At 41.7% G+C, this 24,298-nt stretch carries 27 protein-coding genes; 1 reads left to right on the forward strand and 26 read right to left on the reverse strand.

All coding sequences use genetic code 11. The annotated features are described in order from the left end of the window. Position 1: 1 nt before the first annotated feature. The 4 genes from LI112_RS14600 to LI112_RS14615 are packed head-to-tail and all read right to left on the reverse strand — an operon-like array spanning position 2 to position 3,598. Complete coding sequence (locus LI112_RS14600) at positions 2-754, reverse strand: RNA-binding protein (protein ID WP_227190943.1); 753 nt, start codon at positions 752-754, stop codon at positions 2-4. A 23-nt stretch (positions 755-777) separates the two neighbouring features. Further along, on the reverse strand, positions 778-1,407 hold the full coding sequence (locus LI112_RS14605; RefSeq protein WP_227190944.1) for a cell division protein SepF: 630 nt from the start codon (positions 1,405-1,407) through the stop codon (positions 778-780). Positions 1,408-1,437: 30 nt separating this feature from the next. Continuing rightward, positions 1,438-2,130, reverse strand: coding sequence for a YggS family pyridoxal phosphate-dependent enzyme (locus tag LI112_RS14610; protein WP_005424706.1), 693 nt, complete (start codon positions 2,128-2,130; stop codon positions 1,438-1,440). A 52-nt stretch (positions 2,131-2,182) separates the two neighbouring features. Further along, complete coding sequence (locus tag LI112_RS14615; protein WP_022389338.1) at positions 2,183-3,598, reverse strand: HlyD family efflux transporter periplasmic adaptor subunit; 1,416 nt, start codon at positions 3,596-3,598, stop codon at positions 2,183-2,185. Between the two features lie 190 nt (positions 3,599-3,788). Between LI112_RS14615 and lexA the strand changes: the two genes are divergently transcribed. Next, positions 3,789-4,409, forward strand: coding sequence for a transcriptional repressor LexA (gene lexA / locus LI112_RS14620; protein WP_055056785.1), 621 nt, complete (start codon positions 3,789-3,791; stop codon positions 4,407-4,409). Positions 4,410-4,491: 82 nt separating this feature from the next. Here the strand turns inward: lexA and rsfS are convergent, their stop codons facing one another. The 22 genes from rsfS to miaA form a co-directional block, all read right to left on the reverse strand. Further along, positions 4,492-4,848, reverse strand: a complete 357-nt coding sequence (gene rsfS / locus LI112_RS14625; RefSeq protein ID WP_022389340.1) for a ribosome silencing factor — start codon at positions 4,846-4,848, stop codon at positions 4,492-4,494. Positions 4,849-4,868: 20 nt separating this feature from the next. Beyond that, positions 4,869-5,474 carry a bis(5'-nucleosyl)-tetraphosphatase (symmetrical) YqeK gene (gene yqeK, locus LI112_RS14630; protein WP_005422786.1) on the reverse strand — a complete coding sequence of 202 codons (606 nt, stop codon included), beginning with the start codon at positions 5,472-5,474 and terminating at the stop codon, positions 4,869-4,871. Next, complete coding sequence (gene nadD, locus LI112_RS14635) at positions 5,467-6,114, reverse strand: nicotinate-nucleotide adenylyltransferase (protein ID WP_005422787.1); 648 nt, start codon at positions 6,112-6,114, stop codon at positions 5,467-5,469. Before nadD ends, yqeK begins: the two co-directional genes overlap by 8 nt. Before the next feature lie 23 nt (positions 6,115-6,137). Next, positions 6,138-6,428 (reverse strand): ribosome assembly RNA-binding protein YhbY, encoded by a 291-nt coding sequence (gene yhbY / locus LI112_RS14640; protein WP_005422788.1) that lies wholly within the window; start codon positions 6,426-6,428, stop codon positions 6,138-6,140. A gap of 14 nt (positions 6,429-6,442) precedes the next feature. Continuing rightward, complete coding sequence (obgE, locus tag LI112_RS14645; RefSeq protein ID WP_227190945.1) at positions 6,443-7,735, reverse strand: GTPase ObgE; 1,293 nt, start codon at positions 7,733-7,735, stop codon at positions 6,443-6,445. A gap of 75 nt (positions 7,736-7,810) precedes the next feature. Further along, complete coding sequence (gene rpmA, locus LI112_RS14650) at positions 7,811-8,098, reverse strand: 50S ribosomal protein L27 (protein WP_005422790.1); 288 nt, start codon at positions 8,096-8,098, stop codon at positions 7,811-7,813. Positions 8,099-8,102: 4 nt separating this feature from the next. After that, entirely contained in the window at positions 8,103-8,423 is a 321-nt protein-coding gene (locus LI112_RS14655; RefSeq protein ID WP_195968270.1) for a ribosomal-processing cysteine protease Prp, read from the reverse strand. Positions 8,424-8,435: 12 nt separating this feature from the next. Next, entirely contained in the window at positions 8,436-8,741 is a 306-nt protein-coding gene (gene rplU / locus LI112_RS14660) for a 50S ribosomal protein L21 (protein ID WP_005422792.1), read from the reverse strand. A gap of 276 nt (positions 8,742-9,017) precedes the next feature. Next, entirely contained in the window at positions 9,018-9,437 is a 420-nt protein-coding gene (locus LI112_RS14665) for a hypothetical protein (RefSeq protein WP_005422793.1), read from the reverse strand. Positions 9,438-9,582: 145 nt separating this feature from the next. Further along, positions 9,583-10,716: a D-alanyl-D-alanine carboxypeptidase family protein gene (locus LI112_RS14670; protein WP_022389344.1), complete on the reverse strand. Its 1,134-nt coding sequence runs from the start codon at positions 10,714-10,716 to the stop codon at positions 9,583-9,585. Next, a complete protein-coding gene (locus tag LI112_RS14675; RefSeq protein WP_022389345.1) occupies positions 10,713-11,873 on the reverse strand; it encodes an FtsW/RodA/SpoVE family cell cycle protein in 1,161 nt (386 codons plus the stop codon). Before LI112_RS14675 ends, LI112_RS14670 begins: the two co-directional genes overlap by 4 nt. Further along, positions 11,867-12,121, reverse strand: coding sequence for a cell division topological specificity factor MinE (gene minE, locus LI112_RS14680; RefSeq protein WP_005422796.1), 255 nt, complete (start codon positions 12,119-12,121; stop codon positions 11,867-11,869). Before minE ends, LI112_RS14675 begins: the two co-directional genes overlap by 7 nt. A gap of 33 nt (positions 12,122-12,154) precedes the next feature. Next, the gene (gene minD / locus LI112_RS14685; RefSeq protein ID WP_005422798.1) at positions 12,155-12,943 is read right to left on the reverse strand and encodes a septum site-determining protein MinD; all 789 of its coding nucleotides are present in this window, start codon (positions 12,941-12,943) and stop codon (positions 12,155-12,157) included. Positions 12,944-13,031: 88 nt separating this feature from the next. Then, on the reverse strand, positions 13,032-15,941 hold the full coding sequence (locus tag LI112_RS14690) for a penicillin-binding transpeptidase domain-containing protein (RefSeq protein WP_319638630.1): 2,910 nt from the start codon (positions 15,939-15,941) through the stop codon (positions 13,032-13,034). Then, on the reverse strand, positions 15,926-16,453 hold the full coding sequence (gene mreD / locus LI112_RS14695; protein ID WP_005422801.1) for a rod shape-determining protein MreD: 528 nt from the start codon (positions 16,451-16,453) through the stop codon (positions 15,926-15,928). The genes LI112_RS14690 and mreD overlap by 16 nt, the downstream gene beginning before the upstream one ends. Continuing rightward, positions 16,450-17,334, reverse strand: a complete 885-nt coding sequence (gene mreC / locus LI112_RS14700) for a rod shape-determining protein MreC (protein WP_005422803.1) — start codon at positions 17,332-17,334, stop codon at positions 16,450-16,452. The genes mreD and mreC overlap by 4 nt, the downstream gene beginning before the upstream one ends. Before the next feature lie 36 nt (positions 17,335-17,370). After that, positions 17,371-18,384, reverse strand: coding sequence for a rod shape-determining protein (locus LI112_RS14705; RefSeq protein ID WP_227190947.1), 1,014 nt, complete (start codon positions 18,382-18,384; stop codon positions 17,371-17,373). A gap of 12 nt (positions 18,385-18,396) precedes the next feature. After that, the gene (gene radC / locus LI112_RS14710; RefSeq protein ID WP_005422805.1) at positions 18,397-19,107 is read right to left on the reverse strand and encodes a DNA repair protein RadC; all 711 of its coding nucleotides are present in this window, start codon (positions 19,105-19,107) and stop codon (positions 18,397-18,399) included. Positions 19,108-19,193: 86 nt separating this feature from the next. After that, positions 19,194-20,780: an NAD(P)/FAD-dependent oxidoreductase gene (locus LI112_RS14715; protein ID WP_227190948.1), complete on the reverse strand. Its 1,587-nt coding sequence runs from the start codon at positions 20,778-20,780 to the stop codon at positions 19,194-19,196. Further along, positions 20,777-21,964, reverse strand: a complete 1,188-nt coding sequence (locus tag LI112_RS14720) for an aminoacetone oxidase family FAD-binding enzyme (RefSeq protein WP_227190949.1) — start codon at positions 21,962-21,964, stop codon at positions 20,777-20,779. The genes LI112_RS14715 and LI112_RS14720 overlap by 4 nt, the downstream gene beginning before the upstream one ends. Before the next feature lie 48 nt (positions 21,965-22,012). Further along, complete coding sequence (locus tag LI112_RS14725) at positions 22,013-23,290, reverse strand: methionine gamma-lyase family protein (RefSeq protein WP_005422901.1); 1,278 nt, start codon at positions 23,288-23,290, stop codon at positions 22,013-22,015. A 54-nt stretch (positions 23,291-23,344) separates the two neighbouring features. Continuing rightward, a complete protein-coding gene (gene miaA, locus LI112_RS14730; RefSeq protein ID WP_005422902.1) occupies positions 23,345-24,292 on the reverse strand; it encodes a tRNA (adenosine(37)-N6)-dimethylallyltransferase MiaA in 948 nt (315 codons plus the stop codon). Positions 24,293-24,298 lie beyond the last annotated feature (6 nt).

The following is a 24,298-nucleotide window of genomic DNA, read 5'->3' on the forward strand; positions in this document are numbered from 1 at the left end:
CTTACTGATAACGCAGCAGTTTCACACTGTTCCGTCCTTTTTTTGTCTGTCTGGAAACGCCCTCATACCGAAATCGCCCCTTACCACGTACCGAAATAATATCTCCATCTTTTGGCTCATATCCATTCGATGTAATTAATTTTCCATTTACAAATACCTGACCGCCTTCTATGAAAGAAACCATACTGTTTCTTGAAGTCTGAAAAGCCAGTCCAATCAGTGCATCCAGACGTACGGAAGCACATGTGCCATTGATCTCCTGAAATTCCGGCTCCGGTATATGTTCCGGATTATCCACCATAGAAAGTTTCATAGTCGTATGGCGTACTCTGGTCAGATTTTCTATGATATAATCTGCAATTTTTTCGTGACAGAATATCCATGCAGTATGTTTCTGTACAAGAATATCTCCTACCACAGCACGCTCGATTCCCAAATTGAGAACTGCTCCCAGAAAATCACGATGCGTCAGGTCCTCTGAAAATTTCGCAGCAAGTGGTTCTGCCTTCAGGCATTTAATAGGATACTTCCATGGAAATAAAAGAGCATCAGGATGAAATGCTACCATCTGACGCTCTGCCTGTTCGTAACCGCCAAAACATTCCATAACTACGCCTGGCATTTGATTTTTACGGTCATTTATGATATTTTGTTCATTTAAATTAAGAAAATCCGAAAAAGTGACAATATCTCTCTGATAAGAGAGATTTGCCAGTTCCCGGATTCTCTTGATAAAGAATTCGTCTTTTTCCATTGTTAATCAATACCCTGTGTTAATCAATATCCTGCTCTTACAGACGGTACCGGATTACTTCCAAGAATATTCTGAAGATCACCAGTAATATCCACATTATAAGGTCCAAGAATGAAGATATAGCTGGATACCTTCTGCAGGCTTCCACCCAGAGAATAACATGCACCGGATGTAAAATCGATAATCCTCTGTGCAAGTTCCATATCAAGTCCTTCAAGATTCAATACAACTGTAGAATTGTCTACTAATGTATCTGCAATTTCACGAGTATCTTCCATCGATGTAGGTCTGATTACACATACTTCCATATTTGCTGCCTGTGATCCCTTTCTGCTGCTTCGCATTGGAGTGATCTTGGATGAAGTATTTCGTACCGGCTTGTCCTGTTTGACAGATACTTTTGGTATGGAAACAGTTTTGACTGGCTGTTTCGGTGCAGCTGCAACCGGTTCTTCATCATCAAAATCATCAACCTCTTCGTCATCAGCTTTTTTAGAGAATTTCTGGAAAAATTTCTTTACAGGCTTATCCTCCTGATCATCACCCAGGAAATCATCGTCATCACTGTCAAGAAGATCATCATCTAAATAATCATCTTCATCATAATCATCATTAAGTTTTACGGCATCCAAAAGTTTATCTAAAACGCTCATTTTAATCTCCAATCCTATTTGTCTTATGGCTCAATGCGAATAGTCTCGTTCACCGAAAATACCCGTTCCAACCCGAACCATCGTAGCGCCCTCCTGCACGGCAACCTGATAATCTCCGGTCATACCCATGCTCAAAACACTCATATTAACATTATTAATGTTTTTGGCTGCAATGTCAACACTTAATTTCTTCAATTGGCGGAAAATCCCACGATTCTCCTCCGGATCTTCGACATATGGAGCAATCGTCATCAGGCCCTTTATATTTATATGCGGCAATGCTGCCACAGATTCCACAAGCGAAAGAACTTCTTCTGTTTTCAGGCCGAATTTACTCTCCTCCTGTGCTACATTTACTTCAATAAGTATCGGAACTGTCACATTATGTTTTGCAGCTTCATTTTCAATTGTTTCTGCAAGTCTCAGAGAATCTACAGAATGAATCAGTGCAACCTTGTCTACAATATATTTTACTTTATTTCTCTGCAGATGTCCGATCATATGCCAGCGAATATCTGACGGGAGCTGTGGATATTTATCCATGATCTCCTGAACCTTATTTTCTCCAAAGTCTCTTGAACCTGCATCATACGCTTCCTGAAGCATAGACACCGGTTTCGTCTTACTTACAGAAATCAATGTCACTTCTCCCGGATCACGATTTACTGCCCTGCATGCTTCCTCAATGTTTTTGCGAACCTGTTCAAGATTTTCTGTTATCATAATTTATAAGCCTCCTGATTCGTATAAAATTCTTTATTAATCATTTTACCTTTTAATATAAAATTTCTTCCTCATCTACTTTATCAGCATTTCGTACAATATGATCATACCTCGCCAGACCATATGCTGTATTTTTTGAAACGATCGCATATTCTTCATTCTGATCCAGTATCTCTATTCTGCGAAATACGGCATACCCCTGGTTGATACAATATACACCCTCAAGTACACCGACATCACTGACTACATAGCGGCTCTGATCTTTCTGGCTGATGATCACGTCACCTTCTTTAAATGACTTCTGATCAACATAATACAAATATTTTTTCTTACTTTCATCCTCTGTATCCTGGCTTCCATCCTCTATGCTTGCATAAATAGACGGATTTACAAATGTACGTGTCTCGTTTCCGCTTTTATCTTTGCCAAGGACCATGAAACCTGTTTCCTGACTGTCTTCATTTGTTGTCGCATAATCAGAAGGTATCAGGTAAAATTCCTTTGTAACAATTGATGACAATGGAATTTTCAATCCAGTGACTGTATTTGTTACAAGTTCTATTTCCAGGAAACGATCTGAGGCATAGCGAATCACACCCTTGTTAAAATCAATCTTGCCATACTTAGCTCCATCAATCTCAACAATACTGAAATCTCCACTCTGAGTCATATCATCTTTCAGAAATTTCACACGCACAACCGTACGGTCAGCGAGCTTTGCCGCCTGCTTCTCACTCAACGGAATCATCAGGCTCCAGTTCTCATCCGAAACCAACGTATAAAGACTGTCCCCAGCTGAAACAGCATCGTGTGTCTTAAGATCTGTTTCATGATAAGAATTCTGGTCAAAGTCTTCTGCCGTAAGGGTATCCGCTGTTTTATTTTCGTATCCATCTGTCGAATACAAAATAATTCCATCCTGTTCTGCTTTGCTGAGTGTCTGCCCTCCATAGCTTACAACCCCGGAATCCGATGAAGTACCACTTACCCCTGCATACTGTAAGATACTTCCCTCAAGATTATATTTAAAGCTGTATGTATTATTAAATTTGCTCGGGTTATATCCCTTTGAAAAGCTCAACATCTGACTGCGAATTGCAGAAAGATCATCTGAACTCAGTTCAGCAGACGATTCTGTCTTCTGTGAACTGCTGATACCATATACCACGCCGTTGGCATTAATCTTGCTACCTTCCCGGGCATAATAACTGACATATCCCCCTGTCTCTGCCTTATATACTTTCTCCGTCCGTATCGCAAGTCCCGTATAGGTTTCATTTCTGGAAAGAGGTCCGGCAATGACCAGATATGATTCAATGTTGGAAGATGTCAGATACAAAACAACGCTGAACAGCATATAGAGAAACAGAGCTCCAAACAGCATTGTACCAATATTCAACCCCAACACACTTTTGATCTTCTTTAATATTCCTGCATTATCTGCAAAATGTTTATCCTTATCAGGCAAAAAAATGCCTCCTTTATTCTTTTAACTAAATTACATACTAAGGTATTGTACCATTTTCACCTTCATCTGACAAGAAAAAGGGGAAATTATTCAGTGCGAACATATTTTCCGAATATTTGTTTGCTATTACGAAAAAGGTATGTTATACTTTTTATTAATCAGAATGATCGTGAATCAGGAGGTATTTTCTATGGCATACGGCAGAATCAGCAAGAAACAGCAGGAGATTCTGGATTATATAAAAAATGAGATTCTTAACAGAGGATTTCCCCCAGCAGTCAGGGAGATTTGTGAGGCAGTTAATCTGAAGTCTACTTCTTCTGTTCACTCTCACCTGGAAGCTCTCGAAAAAAACGGTTATATACGCAGAGATGCCACGAAACCACGTGCAATTGAAATCATTGATGATAATTTTAACCTTGTCCGCAGAGAAGTTGTAAATGTACCTCTGGTAGGAACCGTTGCAGCCGGTCAGCCTATGCTTGCCGTTGAAAACATCGAAGGATATTTTCCGGTTCCTGCAGAATATATGCCAAATGCGCAGAGCTTCATGCTTAAAGTAAAAGGTGACAGCATGATCAATGCCGGCATCTTTGACGGTGATCAGGTTCTGGTCAGACAACAGAGTTCTGCTTCTAACGGAGATATTGTAGTTGCACTGGTAGAAGATTCTGCCACAGTTAAGACTTTTTACAAAGAAGACGGTTATTATCGCCTGCAGCCGGAGAATGATTCAATGGAACCGATTCTTGTACATGATAATCTCAAAATTCTTGGTAAAGTATTTGGTGTTTTTCGTTTATACGAATAAAAAACAGGAGTATATCAGATTATTTTCCGATATACTCCTGTTTTTCGCCATCTATGGTTTACATATTTTTTTTACAGTTAACTTATTTCAAAAATTCTGAAACATCCAGTTCTTTTCCATCTCTCCAGATTCTTTCAAGATCGTAAAAAAGACGATTTTCTTCATCAAACACATGAATAATAAGATCACCATAATCCATAAGAATCCAGTTTGAATTTCTTGTTCCTTCAATCTGTTTTGGTTCAAATCCAGCTCTTCCAAGCTGTTCCTCAACATTATCTACAATTGCCTGCACCTGGTTCAGATTGCTTCCGCTTGTAATCACAAAATAATCCGCGATCACAGAAACCTCTCGGATATCAATTACCTTTATGTCCAGTGCTTTTTTATCATCAATTGCTTTGCAGGCAATGCTTACCATTTCCTGTTCTCTGTTCATAAACATGTTTCCTTTCCGGATCAGGCCTGTTTTCGAATTTTCAGCCTGTCCTCATGTAGCATTGTATAATAAGCATACGCATCTTTAGTTGCTGAATCTACATCATTTGGATTTTCATCCAGATAAGACAACGTATCTTTCAGAATCTGATACATACACTCATCCAGATCTTCAAATGCCAGTCTGCGGATTTCTGTAAGCCTTGGTGCTTTATTTCGTGCCGGCTCGATATAATCTGCAATATAAACAATTTTTTCCAGCATAGTCATATCCGGTTTACCTGTTGTATGATATGTGATTGCAGAAAGAATCTCCTTGTCTGTGACATTATATTTTGCCTTTGCAATATATGCCCCCAGTTTAGCATGAAGAAGAAACGGATGTTCTTTTTCAAAATCACTGACCGGAATATGGTGTTCTGCACATATCTTTAACTTTTTTTTATTTGGAATACATTTTGCACTGTCATGAAGCAGGCCGGCCACCTGAGCATTTTTCAGGTCATATCCGTGTACCATCGCAAGAGAAGCACAGGTAAACATAACTCCTAAAGTATGTTCATAGCGGTTTTCATCAAGATATTTGGCAAGTTTTTTTTGCATTTTTATGAAATCGTAATCAGACATTGTTGTGGCCAACTCCCTCTGTTATGTGATAAATGTGATTTTTATCTATATAATCAGCTACTGCATCTGGCACATAATACCGGAGACTCTTACCCTCCTGATGCCACTTGCGCAGCAGTTGACTTGAAATATCTATATTCAGTGTATTCAGGCTGATAAATCGGCCATTATACCGTTCAGACAAATATGTCATCTGTTCATTAAGTTTCTCAACCGGCACATGATCACGTACTGCTACAACAATCGTACAGGCTTTACATATTCTTGCCGGCTCTCTCCATGAGGAAAAATCGTACAGAGAATCCGCTCCGATAATAAAATAATAATCGGTGTCCGGATTTTGTTCTTTCAGTGTTTCCAGTGTATGGTAGGTATATGTGAATCCTTTATCATTCATTTCGGTCAACGAAAGTTCAAAATGTGGATTTCCGGAAATTGCTTTTTCTACCATAGATACTCTCTGAGCATCTGTGGCCCGTCCAATCCGGTTCTGTTTATGAGGAGGATTTCCGGCCGGCATAAATAATATCTTATCCAGGCCAAGCTGTTCATATGTTTTCTCCCCCAGTATCAGATGACCGATGTGGATCGGATCAAATGTTCCTCCCATAATACCAATTTTTTTACGTCTGGTTTCCATTGTTCTCTGTACTCCTTCTCGTATTACGGAAGAATGATTTTTTTCTTGTTGTCTTTTCCTTCACGGTAAAGAACGATTTTTCTTCCAATCACCTGAACAACCTGTGAATGTGTTCTCTCTGCCAGAACTTCTGCCATCTGACGCGGATCATCCAGGCAATTTTGAAGTACACTGATTTTGATCAGTTCACGTGCTGCAAGTGCCTCATCAACAGCCGCTGTATTTTCCGGTGTGACAGAACCCTTACCAAGCTGCATGATCGGTTCCATTTTCATTGCAAGACCTTTCAGGTATGCTCTCTGTTTGCTTGTCATAGTTTCAGACCTTTCTATTTATAATAATCAAAGTCAAATCCGTACATACGGACAGTATTTCCCTCTTCAATACCTGCTTTTTCCAGTTCCTCCAGGATACCGCCTTCTTTCAGGAAACGCTGGAAGAAAGCAAAGCCTTTTTCAGAATCCAGATTGGTATATCCAAGCATTTTTTCAATCTTAGGTCCTTCCACAACAAAGATATCCGGATCTTCAGGATGTCTCTCAACTGTAAACGGAAGATTTTCGGTAAATAATTCATCCTCTGGGAAGAATTCCTGTTCAAATACGATACGCTCTGCCAGAACACTGTCCAGAAGTTCCTTGATTCCGTAGAGAAGTTCTTTCAGTCCCTGACCTGTTACTGCCGAAATTGGATAAACCTTGATTCCCTTTGGTTCAAACTCTGCCTTAAGACGGTCAATAGGATTCTCCTCACCGTCATCAAAAATACAATCGATCTTATTTGCAGCAATCAGCTGAGGTCTTGCCGCAATGTCCGGATTATATGCTTCCAGTTCTTTGTTGATCTTATGAATATCGTCTACCGGATCACGTCCTTCGGTAGAGGCTGCATCCACAATATGAACAAGAACACGGGTACGTTCGATATGTCTCAGGAATTCATGGCCCAGACCAACTCCCTCGGATGCACCTTCGATCAGTCCCGGAATATCAGCAATAACAAAGCCACCATTTGCTGTATCCACTACACCGAGGTTCGGACTTAATGTTGTAAAGTGGTAATTGGCAATTTTCGGCTGGGCATTTGTTACTCTGGAAAGGAATGTGGATTTTCCAACATTTGGAAAACCAACAAGTCCAACATCTGCGATCACTTTCAGCTCCAGAAGGACTTCCAGCTCCTGCGCCGGCTGGCCCGGCTGTGCAAATTTAGGAACCTGCATGGTAGGAGTTGCATAATGCTGGTTTCCTTTTCCACCACGTCCGCCCTTCAAAACGATCTGACGGCGGTTCTCTCCGGACATATCTGCAATCACCTTGCGTGACTGTGCTTCCATAATTACAGTTCCTTCCGGGACTTTCAGAACAATGTCATCACCATCAGCTCCATGGCAGCGTTTTTTCCCGCCTTCCTGACCGTCCTGTGCTTTAAATTTGTGTTTATGGCGATACTCGCCAAGCGTATTCTGACCTTCATCCACTTCAAAGATCACATCTCCGCCTCTTCCGCCGTCTCCGCCGTCAGGACCGCCATTCGGTACATACAGCTCTCGGCGGAAGCTTACATGTCCATCTCCGCCCTTTCCTGAACGGATGATGATTTTTGCTCTGTCTGCAAACATATGTCGCTCCTTTTTATTTTAAATCTAAAGAAAGGCTCCAAACCTAAACGATTTGAAGCCTCACGCTGAACTTGATTATTCTGCCTCTACAGGAACGATAGAAACCTGTTTCTTATCGCGTCCTTTTCTGGTGAATCTTACTACACCATCTGTCAGTGCAAATAATGTATAATCTTTACCACAGCCTACATTTTCACCTGGGTGAATCTTTGTTCCACGCTGTCTGTAAAGGATGTTTCCAGCTTTAACAAACTGTCCGTCTGCTCTTTTGGCACCTAATCTCTTGGATTCGGAGTCACGGCCGTTCTTTGTAGAACCAACACCTTTTTTATGTGCGAATAACTGAAGGTTCATTTTCATCATGTCGTTACACCTCCCTGACTTTTACTTTTAAATAACGTTTAGAATAACTATTCTCAATTTCTGTCAGTCCGAGAACAAGAGAATCCATCAAAAGAGTTCCCTCTTTTGTAACAGGTTTCATGAAAGAGAAAGAAACAAATCCATCACTCTCTTCTGCCTGAATCTGATCTCCTGTCAGCTGTTCCAGGGAATTCACCGTATTGATTACCAGAGCAGAGACAGCGGCACATATAATGTCGTATCCCTCTTCTGCATATCCGGCATGCCCTTTGGATGTAAAACTGACATATGAATTGTTCTTCTTACTGACTGTCACTGTAATCATGCAAACACCAGATTAAGCGTTGATCTTTTCGATTTTAACTTTTGTAAACTGCTGTCTGTGACCGTTTTTCTTGTGATATCCAGTTTTTCTTTTGTATTTGTAAACGATAACTTTTTTAGCCTTTCCGTTTTCAACTACAGAAGCGGTAACACTGGCATTAGCTACGTCAGCTCCAACTTTTAAACCTTCATTGCTAACTGCAAGAACGTTATCAAAAGTAACGGTTTCACCAGCTTCAACACCGAGCTTTTCAACTCTGATTACGTCGCCCTCGGCAACTTTGTACTGTTTACCACCTGTTGCAATAATTGCGTACATCTGTGGCACCTCCTATAAACTTTACTCGCCAGATATGGTGGAATGAGTTCCAACTCATGCTCTTAAACCTCTCTGTGCGGCATCTGCTATATAGTAGCATGGTTTTTTGTACTCGTCAAGAGAAATAAAATATTTTTTAAAAATTTTATATATTTTATGAAGGTTTCCCTGCAAAAAGGGATCCTGTCCCCCAACAGAATCCCTTGATTACCCCATCTTATGTAATTCTTGTCCAAATTAGTCCAAAAAGACTGATCCCAGATTCTTTTTTACTTTTTATAAAGCAGTTACGATCTTATCCTGTAAGGATTCCGGAATCTCTTCTTTATCCAGGGACATACTAACGACAAATTTAACATTAAATTTCTCACCTACAGCATTCAGCTGCTCCAGTGTACCTGTAACGTCTTTGCCTTCCAGTTTGGCCGTTGTAAGAAAACTGTCAAGATAAACCTGCTCAAGGTCATGATCCTGTGAAATAATACCACATACAAATCCAACAAACTCATCTGCATTCTTAATCGGATATACAGATACATCGATCAGACGAACTTTGTTGTTCAGTTCATACATATGTTTTGTGCTTTTGTCTAAGTAAACAATGCTGCCATTTGCCTCTTTAATTGCGCCGTTCACTTTGTCTAACAGTACTTTTGTTTTGCCTTTGCCTTTCTTTCCTACGATCAGTTCAACCATGCTGTTTTCCTCCTTAGACACAATATATAATTTTTGAATAAAAACGATGTTGAATATGGTTAATATTATAGTGCAACTTGTTTTAAAATTCAAGAGTAATTTGGATTTTTTTGTCACTTTTTCCAAACAGTCTGAACATTCTCGCTTATACTGTGTTTATATTTTCAAGGAGGGATGTCATCTGCTGATAAAGAAGTTCTTTTGTAGAAGCCCCCATAACAATTGAAACATATGGCTCCCCATATGAATTCTGACAGAGCAATGCCAGACAGTTTCCTGCGCTGCTTGTCGTTCCGGTCTTTCCGCCAAGAACCGTTACTCCTTTTGGAGCATTTGCCTCACCTGTCAGATAATGATCCGTCGCAGTAAGTGACACACTATCTTCAGAGCCGTCACTGTGCTGGAATGTAACTGTATAACTCGGAAGCTGTGTAATTTCCGTGAATTCCGGATATTTCAATGCTTCTTTCAACATGAGATAGATATCGTACGGTGTTGTATAATGATTTTCGTCCTGCAGACCATGTGGATTTGTAAAATGTGTTCCTGTACATCCGAGCTGCGCTGCATATTCATTCATCATTGCAACAAAGTTTTCTGTAGAGCCACCCACATGAGTCGCAATCGCAGATGCCGCATCATTTCCGGAATAAACCAGAAGGCAGTGTACAAGCTGATCCATCGTCACCTGATCACCCACCTGAAAACCAACTACCTGTGATCCTTCCTCAAGAGTGATATTTTCCTGTGTGATCGTTACAACATCATCCATATTACTGTTTTTGAAAGCAAGAAGCGCAGTTATAATTTTCGTAATACTTGCAGGATAAACTTTATCATAGGCTCCTTGGGCATATAAAACGGATTTATCTTTAAGATCCAGCAGAACTCCCTTCTGAGCCTGTTCCAGAGAAACAGAATCCAGTGTCTGATCACCAGTCACCACACAAAGATCAGCTGCAAATGCATCTGCTCTCTGACTTATTCCTGAAATCTTCTGATGCTGAAACTCTCTGTCTGTACTGTAAGCCATTACCGGTTCGGAACCTATTCCGCCCCGCAGCATATAAAACAGTCCTCCTGCACCACATACCAGAATCAGCAGCAATGCAATCAGAAGAATTGTATTTTTCATTCTCTTTTTACGCATACGCCGCATTCTCGCTGAACTTTTTGATGAACGTTTCTGTGGATGCTGTCGGGAAGCATGCATCTGTTCCGGACGTGCCGACCTTCTCTGCTGACCTGCAGATGTTTTACCTTTTTGTTGTTTTGTCATAAATAGTCCTCTTTCTGGTCAATTGCTTTTCTTCGGATTTCTTTATTGTATGCGCTGCTCTGAAGTCCGACATTCAATACCATACCCATTCCGATATAAAGACTGATCAGTGACGTAAGTCCATAACTGACAAATGGAAGCGGTGTACCGGTATTTGGCGCGATTCCCGTAGCCACGCATATATTCAGGAAGCTCTGCAATGATATGATACTTGCCATACCACAACATATGATCTTTCCGGACAAGTCTTTTGCCCGCAGGCTCATCCGGATACATTCCACAGAAATCGCCAGTAACAGGATTACAATACTACAGCATCCCATAAATCCGTATTCCTCACCGGCTACCGCAAAAATAAAGTCTGTCTGATTCTCAGACACAAAATTACCATCATTTACAGATGCAACTTCTTTATCACCAGACAGTTTTTTTCCTATCAGTTCTCCCGAAGCAATTGCTGTTTTGGAGTTATTTTGCTGTTCAATATCATCACTGTACTCTTCATTCTCAGGATACAGAAATGCCATGATACGTTTTCTCTGATAATCTTTGATCAGTTTCTGGTCCGGCTGTACCACGATCGATACAAAAATAATTGCCAATGGAATAATGATCAGAAACATTCCTCCGATGATCTTATAACTGAGCCCTGCAATATAAATCAGGATGCAAAATACAGCCAGAAGCATAAGTGTGTTTTTCATATCCGGCTGTTCATAAATCAGAAACAGCGGAATTGCCAGAAGAATCACTGATTTTGCCAGTGTTTTGAATGTATTCAGATCTTCTTCATGATCCATAAAGAACCTGGCAAAAAATAGTATGATAATAATTTTCGACAGCTCCGTCGGCTGAAAACGGATAAATCCAAAATCAATCCAACGTGCCGCACCATTGGCAGAATCACCAAAAAGTCGTACGATCAGCAAAAGCACAATATTTGCGCCATACATGATCCACTGGAAATTTGAAATCCAGGAATAATCCATCAATGACAGAATAACCATAATGATCAGACCAAGAATCACACCCACAAGCTGTTTGGATTTCAGATCTTCCCTCGCACTTCCCACAAGAACGATTCCGATTACACTGATCGCCAGAAGAAAAATTACCAGTCTGAAATTATAAAATCGTAATTTATACTGTTTTAACATTTTGTCCTTTGTTCCTTTTTGGAGCATACGGGTATCTTCGCATGGATAACCGGTGGTTCCTGTGTGATCTGCACAGTCACCTGTTTTTCATCTATGGAGATATATTTTTTTACCGTATGAATCAAATCATTTTTCAACATGCTTATCATTTGCGGAGAGCAGTCGATACGTTCGGATACCAGTAGAAGTTTTATTCTGTTTCTGGCATATTCCGCAGACCGACCTTTTATCTGACTAAAAGATTTCACTGAAATCCCCTCCTTTAACAGAAAAAAATCCTGTTATTTATGAAAAATCTCACTTAATCTTTTCAGCATGCCTTTCTTTTGCTGCAGTTCCACAAACGGAACTTCCTCACCAAGAAGGCGCCGGCAGATATTACGGTACTCTTCTTCTGCCTGCGATTTCTGACCGGAAAGGGGTTCACCCTGATTGGCCGCAATCACAATCTGCTCATCATCCAGAATCGTACCAAGGAGATTTACCGCAAGAATTTCCGTCACATCATCCACTGACATCATATCGCCCCTGGCAATCATATCCGGTCGCAGGCGATTGATGATCAGATGAATATCTCTCAAATCAGAAGCTTCAAGAAGCCCTATGATACGATCCGCATCGCGAATTGCAGAAACTTCCGGAGTTGTGACAACGATTGCCTTATCAGCTCCGGCAATCGCATTGCGGAACCCCTGTTCAATTCCCGCAGGGCAATCCAGCAATACATAATCGAATTCTTCTCTGAGCTCATCTGTGAGTTTGATCATCTGCTCAGGAGACACTGCCGATTTATCTTTGGTCTGTGCCGAAGGCAGAAGAAAAAGATCCGGATAACGTCTGTCCTTGATCAATGCCTGTTTCATTCTGCAGCTTCCATTGATAACATCCACCAGATTATACACAATCCGGTTCTCCAGGCCAAGGATCACATCCAGATTACGAAGGCCTATATCCGTATCCACTACAACTGTTTTTTTGTTAAGCATCGCAAGTCCCGTTCCGATATTGGCAACTGTGGTTGTTTTACCCACACCCCCTTTTCCGGATGTTACTACAATGACTTCTCCCATTTTATTTTCCTCCTCATAGATATTTCCAGACTTCTGGTATTCTCTTATGTGGTTTTGCTATACAGCAGCCAGAGACTGCTGTATATGGTTAGTCGTTCGAGGTATTACTGGTATCACTGGAGGCATAGCCAGTCAGAATGGTATCTTCATCTGCCAGATTATAAATGTATTTCAGAATATCATTTGCTGTCAGGCATGCATTTCCCGAAGTGTATCCATTTGCAATTCGCACTGCAATAGAATACTCCGGCTCAGATGTATCTGAAGATGTCGTATATCCAATGAAAAGGCCATGGTTCGGGTGATAAATATCCAGCTCGGCGGTACCTGTTTTTCCTGAAAGTGTAACTCCCAGTCCATTAAACTGCTCATGAGTCAGAACCACCCGTCGCATACCTTCATGAATATCATTCCATACATTATCCGGAACATCACTCATCTGATTTACAACAGATGAACCGTATTCCTTCAATGTCTTACCCTGTGAATCAGTAACTTTATCCAGAAGTGAAAGATCATAGACTGTTCCAGATGTAGCAAGTGCTGTCGCATAACGTGCCAGTTGACTGGTTGTAAACAAATGATTACCCTGTCCAATATAAGAAGGAACCGCTTTGCTGTCCGAAACATGCGGACTTGCCTCTGAAATCTCTATTCCTGTTTTCTTATCAAGGTTAAATTCCGAAGCATATTTCTGCAGCTTGGTAAGGCTGAGATTTTCTGAGAAATCTCCATCTGAATTTTTACCAGCAAGGAAACCAACCATATTGAAGAAATAGTTACAGGATTGTTCAATCGCTCCGGTTATCTCCAGCGATCCATGTCCCTGCTTGTTCCAACAGAAAATCGACGGAGTTACAAGATCAAATTCACCGGTACAATCAAAATAAGTATCATCATCGATCACGCCTTCCATCATACCGGTAACCGCAGAAAGAAGCTTCAGCGTAGAACCAGGTGCTGTGGTCTGCTGTGTTGCCTTATTAAAGAAAGGACTGGACTTGTCCAATGCAAGCTTCGTATAATAGCTGGTATCCATATTATTGCTAAGACGATTATTGTCATATCCCGGATAGGATACACAGGCAAGTACCTTTCCTGTTTTTGCATCGGTAATGACTGCCGATGCAGAACAAGGTGCAAGTGCCAGCTGTGCCGGTTCAATTTCCAGATTGGAAATCTTATTGATCATAAAATCGTAAGCAGACATGGCACCCGATGCAAGATTTGCATAACAATCATCTTCTTTTGACAGTACTCCCTGCTCATAAAGGACCAGACAGATATCCTGTCCTGTAATCTGATCATTCATGAGAAGATATTTATAAAGAAGTTTTGAAAATCCTGTATCTGTTTTCAGGTAATCTGTAATATAGGAAGTCAGTGCCTGATATATTTCTTCTGAATCAAGATACTCTCCCTTTGGAGAAATGACAGAAATATCGATCCAGTTCTGACTGGCTGCATAATTCAGATAATCCTTCAGACTAATGCTCTGATCATTTGCCCAGGCCTGATAAGTGGCATCTGATGTATCCACCTCATTCTTATCGATCACACCAAGCGTATCCCGGAGCACTGTATCGCAAATATATGTAAGATACTCCTGCACCTCAGTACTTTCGTCTTTGTAAGCCGGCGGATCAGAACTTGTAAGCCTGTTAGTTATTGTATCAAAAACTTCCTGCTGCTTTTGTTGAAATTTGGCATAAAGATTTTTTTCTGTATCCGAAGCTTCTTCTCTGCTGAATTTATCAATATCGATGACGCTGTTTGCTATCAGTGCATTATATACATCATAAATCGGAATGATGATCTTACTTGCATCATTTTCGCCTTTATAATCGTATTCTTTCACAGCTTCAATCTTATTCAGAAGAATACCAGCCACACGCTGTTTCAGAATCTGATAAATCGCACTCTGCCAGTCTGCATCTACTGAAAGATAAACATCATTTCCGGCAACCGGTTCTACTGTTGTGTTATCATCGATTTTCAGTACTTTTCCAAGATTATCAACGGTTACCGTTTCCTGACCATCTTTTCCCTGAAGTTCCAGCTCCATATACTGTTCAATACCGGCTTTACCTACAATTGCATCATTGGAATAATCCGGATTTTCTTTCTTAAGACTTTCCAACTCTTCTGATGATGCCCGTCCGGTATAACCGAGAAGCGGTCCCATGCTCTCGTCATCAACATACTGACGTACAGAATCCTCCAGAACATCGATTCCCTGGAGTTCATTCTGGTTTTCCATAACTGCTGCAACTGTACTTTCACTAACGTTCGTTGCAATCGTAACCGCCATATATTTCTGGAAGCTGTTCGTACTCAGCTCATACCGCATGATTGCAATATCAAGAACTTCCTGTTTGGTAAGTTCCTTCGGAAGCCCATATTTTTTTAATTCTTCATCTGTATAAGCATCGTCTCCATAAAGTACGATAGAAAATCCCTTATTTCCACTGAGATAAGCAACCATATCTTCTGCCGTTGCCGCCGCCTCATCTTCTGTCAGGTCATCGATCAGTGCATGTCCATAGATATCCGCCTTAAAACGACTCAGTGTAAATCCTTCCTCTACGTCAAACGCATAGTTTCCATCCTTATCCAGCTTAATATGGAAAGAATTCGACAGCTGATCGCCGTTTTCTGCAAGGATCTTCAGGACTTTATAAGCCACCCCGTTCAGCGTCAGATTTTTCTGCCGGGTACTGTCATAAGTTCCATTATCCTCAAACGTAAGAGAATAAGATAACACATTCGATGCGATCAGCTTATTGTTTTTGTCATATATATTTCCTCTTGTACTCTTAAGCACACGCGTTTTCGTTGTTCGTGTCTGAAATTCATTTATATAGTTCTCACCCTGGATGATCTGCAGGTCAAACAGCTGTCTCACAAGAACAAACGCCATGAGAATAAATACAAGTAACAGTACTGTTGTTCTCTTTAACTGAATTTTTTTGATGATTTTTTTTATTTTAATACCCAAATAGACTCACTTTCTTTCCTGGTTGGACTCATAAAATGATAATTAATATAATGAAATACTCTGTATACGATCATTGTCAGAAAAACAGTATAAAAAATTTCCGGAACAATAATACGGGTAAAATATACCCCCAGACCCAGTCTGCCCCTCAGCAGGAACTGAAGTGCATAAACCGCCAGATTATACAGAAAATCCATAATCGCAGTCAGCAGCATCGGTACTTTTATATCATCATCATAATAAATACGAAATGCATAACCGCTCAGGAATCCCGCATACATATAGATCAGTGCATAAAACCCAAAAACGGATCCATAAAACAGATCCACAAGCAGACCACAGAAAAAGCCTGTCCACAATCCGCTCTTACGTCCACGCATAAGCCCCATAGATACGCAAAGGATCAGTAACAGGTTCGGTGTGATCGAGCCAATAGAGATCAGATGCAGCACTGTTGACTGCATCAGAAAACAGACAATGATCGTAAAAAACAGAACGATCTTACTTTTCATTCCTCGGCCCCTTCCTCTGTGGAATCTTTCTTGTTGACAGTAATTACAAATACATCCTTCAAGTGCTGAAAATCTACAGGTGTAACGATTGTTCCTGATTTTGTCAGATTGTTGGTATCTAATTGAATATCGCTGACATATCCGATAAACAGACCTTCTACGTATTTTTCACTGATATTTGAAGTAACAACCTGCTCACCTACTGTTACTTTATCTTCTTTGTCATACAGCTGTGTAAAACGCAGTTTCCCTTCATCGATCAACTCCAGGTCACCTTCCACCACACAATTGTCATCTGTACCGACTGTCATGGCACTGACATTACTACTGTCATCAATAATGGAACGAACAGTTGCCCAGTTACTGCCCACCTCGGTAACAATGCCGACAAGTCCCTTGCCTGCAATTACATTGTTATCTACACGGATGCCGTCTTTGCTTCCTTTATTGATCATGAATGTATCATACCAGTTACCCGGATCTTTGGATATAATTCTGGCTGCGACCTTCGGATAATCCGAATATTCCGCATCCAGATCATAGAGTTCCTGCAGTCTGGAAAGCTCGGACTGATTCTGAATAAGAATATTGTTCTGTTCTGTTAAAGTATCTACAGTATTTTTCAGTTCCTCATTCTGATCTATAAGATCCTGTTTTTCCTGAAAAGATTTATTGATATCAGTAAGCCAGAGTCCGATTGTTGTGATACTTTTTTCAAAAGGAACAACGATCATTCCTGCCGCTTCCTGAAGCGGAGCTGATGTAATCCCGGAGGCAAGTGTGGCAACCACAGCACTTCCACAGAAAAATGTCATGATCACAAGAAGATGTTTACTTTTTAAATGTATTCGAAATCGAAACTTCTTTTTCAGGTTTTTCATGTATTATCATACCCCTAAAGAATTATAATTGTGTCTTTATAATTTGCGTTGTTTGACAGGCTGCGCCCATTTCATCAGTTCATGGTCACGGATGATTTTTTCCAGTCCTGCAACTGTCGCTTTTTCATATAATGGAGATAAGTTAAAAGATACCCCCGTATAACTCGCAAGATAATTATCTATGTAAGGAATCTTGGTACTTCCCCCGGCAAGGTAGATTCCTTCTCTTGAAATATGGTAAGAAATCTGCGGTGGAATTCTCTCCAAAAAAGTTTTCATTTCTGCCGCAATCTCATTTACGCAGTTCATAATTCCGGCATTTACCACATATCCGGATATGATTTCTTCTCTCGGCAGTCCTGATATTCCATCAAGTCCAACCACCTTACGTGCTTCTCTGCGCTGATCATTGAGCCGTCCCATGGCTATCTTCAGACGTTTTCCGGTACGCGTGCCAATCTGCAGATTGTAACGTTTCCTGATCTCACTGCAGATAGCTTCATTCATCTGACGTCCACCGATCGGAATTTTTTTCGCAATGATGATTTTCCCATCCGTGATGATTGAGAACTGTGTACTCTGTGCTCCAATATTTACGATCATACTTCCAGCATTTCGGTTTAGGTCCACACCCATGGCAATTGCGTCTGCAATTGGAGCCTCTACCATATATACCCGGTTCTGCCTGAGCCAATGGCCATTTGCGACATGGTAATATGCCCGTTTCTCTACTGCAGTCATATCCAGCGGAACAGAAAAAAACATATCTGATCCGATTCCCAGAAAATGATCAATCTTTTTCATCATACTGTACAACGCAATCTCCTGCAGTTCAAGATTGGCTATCATACCAAAAGCCATCGGCGAATTCACCACGATATTGGCAGGAGCCTTTTCAAACATATCGTATGCTTCATTGCCCACGGCGATGATCCTGCGCCCTTTTGACGCTATCATGTTCTTTTCCATATAACTTTTGTTTTTAAAAAACGAATAAACCTTGATACTGCTGCTTCCAAGATCTATTCCATATGTTTTTCTTAAAAGCATAAAAATTTCCCTTCATTCCGGATACGCTCCCATCAGTCCCTCTTCCCGGAAACTGATATATCTGTGATCGCCTATGATGATATGATCAAGCAGATTAATTCCCAGCATTTCGCCGGCCTGACAGATTCGTTCAGTAATTTCTTTATCGCATTTACTGGGAGCCGGATTTCCTCCCGGATGATTATGAATCAGTATCAGATTGACCGCATGGTATCGAAGTGCTTCCAAATATACTTCCCGCGGTGTGATCAGCGTTGCATTTACGGTTCCTTTTGACAGCATGGTATCTCCGAGCAGATGATTCTGATTATCCAGCATCATGCAGATCATAATCTCCTGTTCCTGATGCCGCAGCTGTTCCATATAATATGCTGCAATAGAATCCGGACTGTTAAAGTCAAGCGAAATCCTTGCAGCCGTACTGGCAATCCTTTTGGATAATTCTCCGATGCACTTCAGCTGAACTGCCTTGACCGTTCCTATCCCATGTATCTTTTTCAGATCTGATACTGAACAGTGAAGCAGTCCCAGAAGTCCTGGATAGGGTGACTGCTCCATATGACTTAAAATATCGTTTGCCAGGGTCAGAGAATTCATTCCCCTGGTACCACACCGGAGTATCACTGCAAGGAGCTCACTGTCACTTAAAGTGTTCTCACCCTCTCGAATACATTTCTCATAAGGCCGCTGTGATTCCGGTATTTCTTTCATAGTATGGTTCATTTTGTTTACCTGTCGCTCTCTGTGACAGAACCCCAAAAGAATCAGAAATTATTTTAGCATAAAAAGAGGGAGATGTACACTCCCTCCTAAAAATTTCTAAATTTTTCACATATAAACTCAGCCGTTTTGATACCATCCATAGCAGCTGACGTGATGCCTCCTGCATACCCTGCACCTTCCCCGCACGGATATATTCCCTCTATATTAGAATATCCCTCACGATTTCGTACGATTCTTACCGGCGAAGAAGTACGGCTCTCCACACCACTCAGAATCGCGTCGTTCCGGTCAAATCCCTTCAGTTTCTTTCCAAATGCAAGAACACCTTCTTCAATCGAATCACCGATTTCTTTCGGCAGGATTGAGCGTACATCAGCAAATACATGAGCACCTTTCATCTGAGGTTCGATTTCTCCAAATGCAGAACTCTTCTGATGTAACTTGTAATCGCCAAATAACTGAACCGGAATTTTTCCTTTTCCAATTTCCCATGCTCTCTTTTCCAGGTTTCTCTGAAATGCAATCCCTCCAAGTGGACCTTCTTCCGGGAAATCCTCTGGAGTGACCGTTACGATCAGCGCACTGTTTGCATTTTTGCTGTCACGCGCCTGATAACTCATTCCATTGACTGCCAGCATTCCCTGTTCAGAGGATGCGTTAACCACATAACCGCCCGGACACATGCAGAATGAATAAACGCCTCTGCCATTTTCACAGGTATGTGTCACTTTATAACTTGCAGCTCCCAGAAATTCATTTTCCTCTTCTCCATAAAGATCGTAATTGATCATTTTCTGTGGATGTTCCATACGAAGTCCGACCGCAAAAGATTTCGGTTCCATATAAACACCACGTCTGTGAAGCATATCAAACGTATCCCGGGCACTATGTCCCAGTGCAAGCACACAGGCATCTGCCGGTATCTTTTCTTCATTATTGACTTCAACTGCAGTCAGATGACCGTTTTCGATGCAAAGATCTGTCACCTTTGTTTCAAAGCAAAAAGAACCTCCCATCTCTTCAATCTGATGACGCATCGTTTCAACAATGCCAATCAGTACATCTGTTCCAAGATGCGGTTTCTGTTGATAAACGATTTCCTCCGGTGCGCCTGCCTCTACAAAACGTTTCAGAACCTCATGGTTACGTCCATTCGGATCTTTTACCAGTGTGTTAAGCTTTCCATCTGAAAAAGTTCCGGCACCGCCTTCCCCGAACTGCACGTTGGAATCCAGATCCAGCACTCCATCTTTCCAGAAGCGATCTACTGTTTCTTTACGTTTCTGCGCCTCCTGACCGCGTTCCAGAACCAGTGGACGATAACCGGCTCTTGCCAGATACCAGGCGCAGAAAAGTCCTGCCGGTCCACTTCCAACAATAACCGGCACATGCTCCAGTTTCTCTGTTCCCGGCAAAGGAAACTGATAATCCTTTTTATTGATTGACATAATGTTATTATTGTGAACTCTTCGCAAAATTTTTTGTTCAGCAGCTGTTTTCACATCTACTGTATAAACAAATTTTTTGTCATCCTTATGTCTTGCATCCAGAGACTGACGGACAATCTCATAGGAAAATGTATCTTCCGCACATTTAAGTGTCTTTGCAATTTTCTTCTTCAGCTGTTCCGGAGTGTGCTCCACCGGAAGCTTCAACTGTGTAATTCGTATCATAAATTCTCCTTTGCGCTGCTGCGCCCTGCCACAACACCGCTTGACCATGCCCATTGAAGATTATAACCTCCACAGGGACCATCTATATCCAACAGCTCTCCGGCAAAATAAAGTCCCTTATGCAATACGGACTCCAGTGTTTCTGGATTGACCTGTGAAGTATCCACCCCTCCGGAGCAGACCTGTGCCTGTTCAAATCCGGAACTGTCCTTTACTTCCAGCTCATATGACGTAATCGTGTCACAAAGATCTTTTTTTTGTTTTCGGAACATTTTGATCAGTTTATCAGGCAGCAGTCCCAAAAGCAGCTCTGCAGCTGACTGATATGGACAGATTTCCTGCCTTTTTTTCAAATATTCCTGTAAAGAAGCTTTTGTATATTCCGGAAGAAAGTTCACAGACAGCGTTACTTTTTTTCCTTCATCCAGTGCACGGATTGCATAGCTGCTCAACTGAAACACCGGTATGCCGGAAATTCCATAATCCGTCAGCTGTACTTCCCCACTCTCTTCTACAAATCTCTTTCCATCAATCAATAATGTAACTTTTGCGTCCGTACGAACACCTGCCCATGCAGAAAAAACATTTCCTTTACATCGAAGTCCTGTAAGTGCAGGCAGGGGGCGGATAATATGATGTCCGAGATTTGCTGCAAGCTCATAGCCGCTGCCATCCGAGCCTGGGACCTGTGAAGCTTTAGAGCCATTGGCAAGGATCACCTTTTCTCCTTCATAAGTCCATCCGGAAGTCTCTACCTTCCATCGTCCATTCTCCCATGAAACAGATTCTGCATGTTCCCTTGTTTTGATTTTGACCTTTAAAGCTCTTGCTTTCAATATCAAGAGTTCCGGAATACATTTCGCCTGATTGCTTCTGGGATACAGCCATCCATTACGTTCTGTAAAAGCCACCCCAAGTTTTTCAAAAAAAGCAAGTGTATCCTCCAGCGTAAACTGTGCCAGAATTTCTTCCACAAATTCCGGATGCTGGCCTCTGAAAATATCGGGACGCATGTCTCTGTTCGTAAGATTACATCTGCCATTCCCTGTCACACAGATTTTCCGGCCCGGATTCTCATTCTGTTCAAGGAGCGTAACTGCCGCACCATTCTCTGCCGCTGCAATTGCAGCGGCCAGTCCGGAAGCACCTCCCCCTACAACGATCACCTGTGTTTTTTCACCCATATCGTCTCCTTCATCTGCTGCCGCCTGCAACAATTCTTCCTTCTATCTTTACGGAAGTGTCACAATATTCGCATCTACCAGTTTCTGCAAAGACATCAGTACGCCCAGTTTTGCGTGCTCCCATGTAAGACCTCCCTGAAAATATACCGCATATGGTGGTTTTACCGGACCATCTGCCGAAAGTTCAATAGATGAGCCCTGTACAAAAGCCCCCGCCGCCATGATAACCTGGCTGTCATATCCCGGCATGTCCCACGGTTCTGGATCCACATAACTGTCCACCGGCGCCGCTGCCTGGATTCCCTTACAAAATGCGATCAGCCCCTCCGGAGTTCCAAGTGTCACAGCCTGAATAATATCCTGACGTGGCTCGCTGCCATTCGGAACAACAGAAAAACCAAGTTTTTCATAAATATTTGCTGCAAAAACAGCTCCTTTTAATGCGCCTTTGGTCACCATTGGTGCAAGGAAAAAGCCCTGATAGAACGAACGGTTTACACCAAGGGAGGCACCGACCTCCATGCCAAGTCCCGGACATGTCATACGCGTTGCCGCATTTTCGACACATTCCTTCGTACCCGCAATATAACCGCCAATCGGTGCAAGTCCGCCACCCGGATTCTTGATCAGAGATCCGACGATCATATCTGCTCCGACATCACTTGGTTCTATCGTATCTACAAATTCTCCGTAACAGTTATCCACCATACAGATAACGTCCGGTTTGATGCTCTTGACAAATGCGATCAGTTCTCCAATCTGTTTTACAGAATAGGAAGGTCTGGTCTGATATCCCTTAGAACGCTGAATCTCAACAAGTTTCGTTTTTTCATTGATTGCCGCACGAATCGCATCATAATCAAAGGTTCCGTCTTCTTTGAGATCTACCTGTCTGTAAGTTACTCCATATTCTGCCAGAGAGCCTCTGGACGGGCGGATACCAATTACTTCTTCAAGTGTATCGTATGGCTTTCCTGCCGGTGCAAGAAGCTCATCTCCCGGACGAAGATTTCCAAATAAAGCAATTGCCAGTGCATGAGTTCCGCAGGTGATCTGGGAACGAATCAGACATGCCTCCGTATGAAAAGTATCTGCATATACTTTTTCCAGAGTATCTCGTCCAAAATCATCATAGCCGTAGCCTGATGATGACTGGAAACATTCTGCACTTACTTTGTTTTTCTGCATGGCCATCAGTACTTTAAGCTGGTTATATTCCGCAGTCTTGTCAAACTGTTCAAATCGTTCCTTCAGAGATGCTTCGATCTCTGCTCCAAAATCATAGACTTTGGATGAGATTCCAAGCTGTTCATATAATTCCTTCATGGTTATTTTATGATCCTTTCCAATTGTATCTGATTTATTGCGTCTTCTAACTGACTATCCCAAAATATCATGTTCTTTAAGAACACTCAGCATATATTCCAGAATTTCTTTTTCATCCCAATGAAATTTGTCTTTATCAACCCAGATCACATCCGACTCCCGTCGAAACCAGGTCAGCTGCCGCTTTGCAAAATGTCTGGTATCTCGTTTCAGGATACGTACCGCCTCTTCCAGTGGATATTCCCCCTCCAGATAAGCCAGGATTTCCTTATATCCCAGTCCCTGCATGGATACCATACCACGATGGCAGCCCTCACGTTTCAGTCCTTCCACCTCTTTTACCAGTCCCTCTTCCAGCATCTGATCCACTCGTTTGTCTATCCGCTCATAGAGAATATCTCTTGGCGCATTTAAAACAAAATATGCCAGATTATACGGACTTGTCTGTTTTTTCTGTTCTTCATTATGTGCAGATATAGGCGTACCATTCTGATGATAAAATTCCAGTGCACGGATCACACGTTTTACATTGTTTGCATGGATTGTATCCGCACTTGCCGGATCTACTTCTTTCAGCCTATCATGAAGATACTCAGCACCTTCTGTTTCCGCCAGTTTTTCCAGCTCTGCACGGTAAGTGTTTTCCTGCTGCGCCTCTGTAAAATCAATATCTCTGGTTACCGCCTGAATATAAAATCCGGTTCCTCCGACCAGAATCGGTATCTTTCTTTTTTCATAGATTTCCTCCATAGCTTCTTTTGCCATCTGCTGGAATTTTACGATATGAAATTCTTCTTCCGGTTCCAGAACATCCACCAGATAATGCTTTACTCCCTGCATTTCCTCCGGACGGATCTTCGCAGAACCGATATCCATTTTTTTATATACCTGCATGGAATCTGCAGAAATAATCTCACCGTTTACCGCCTTTGCCAATGAAATAGAAAGACTTGTTTTGCCAACTGCTGTCGGCCCGGTAAGAACGATCAAAGGTCTTTTCATAATCAC

This window comes from Blautia sp. 210820-DFI.6.14, from assembly GCF_020558815.1.
GTDB classification, from domain to species: Bacteria; Bacillota; Clostridia; order Lachnospirales; family Lachnospiraceae; genus Blautia_A; species Blautia_A obeum.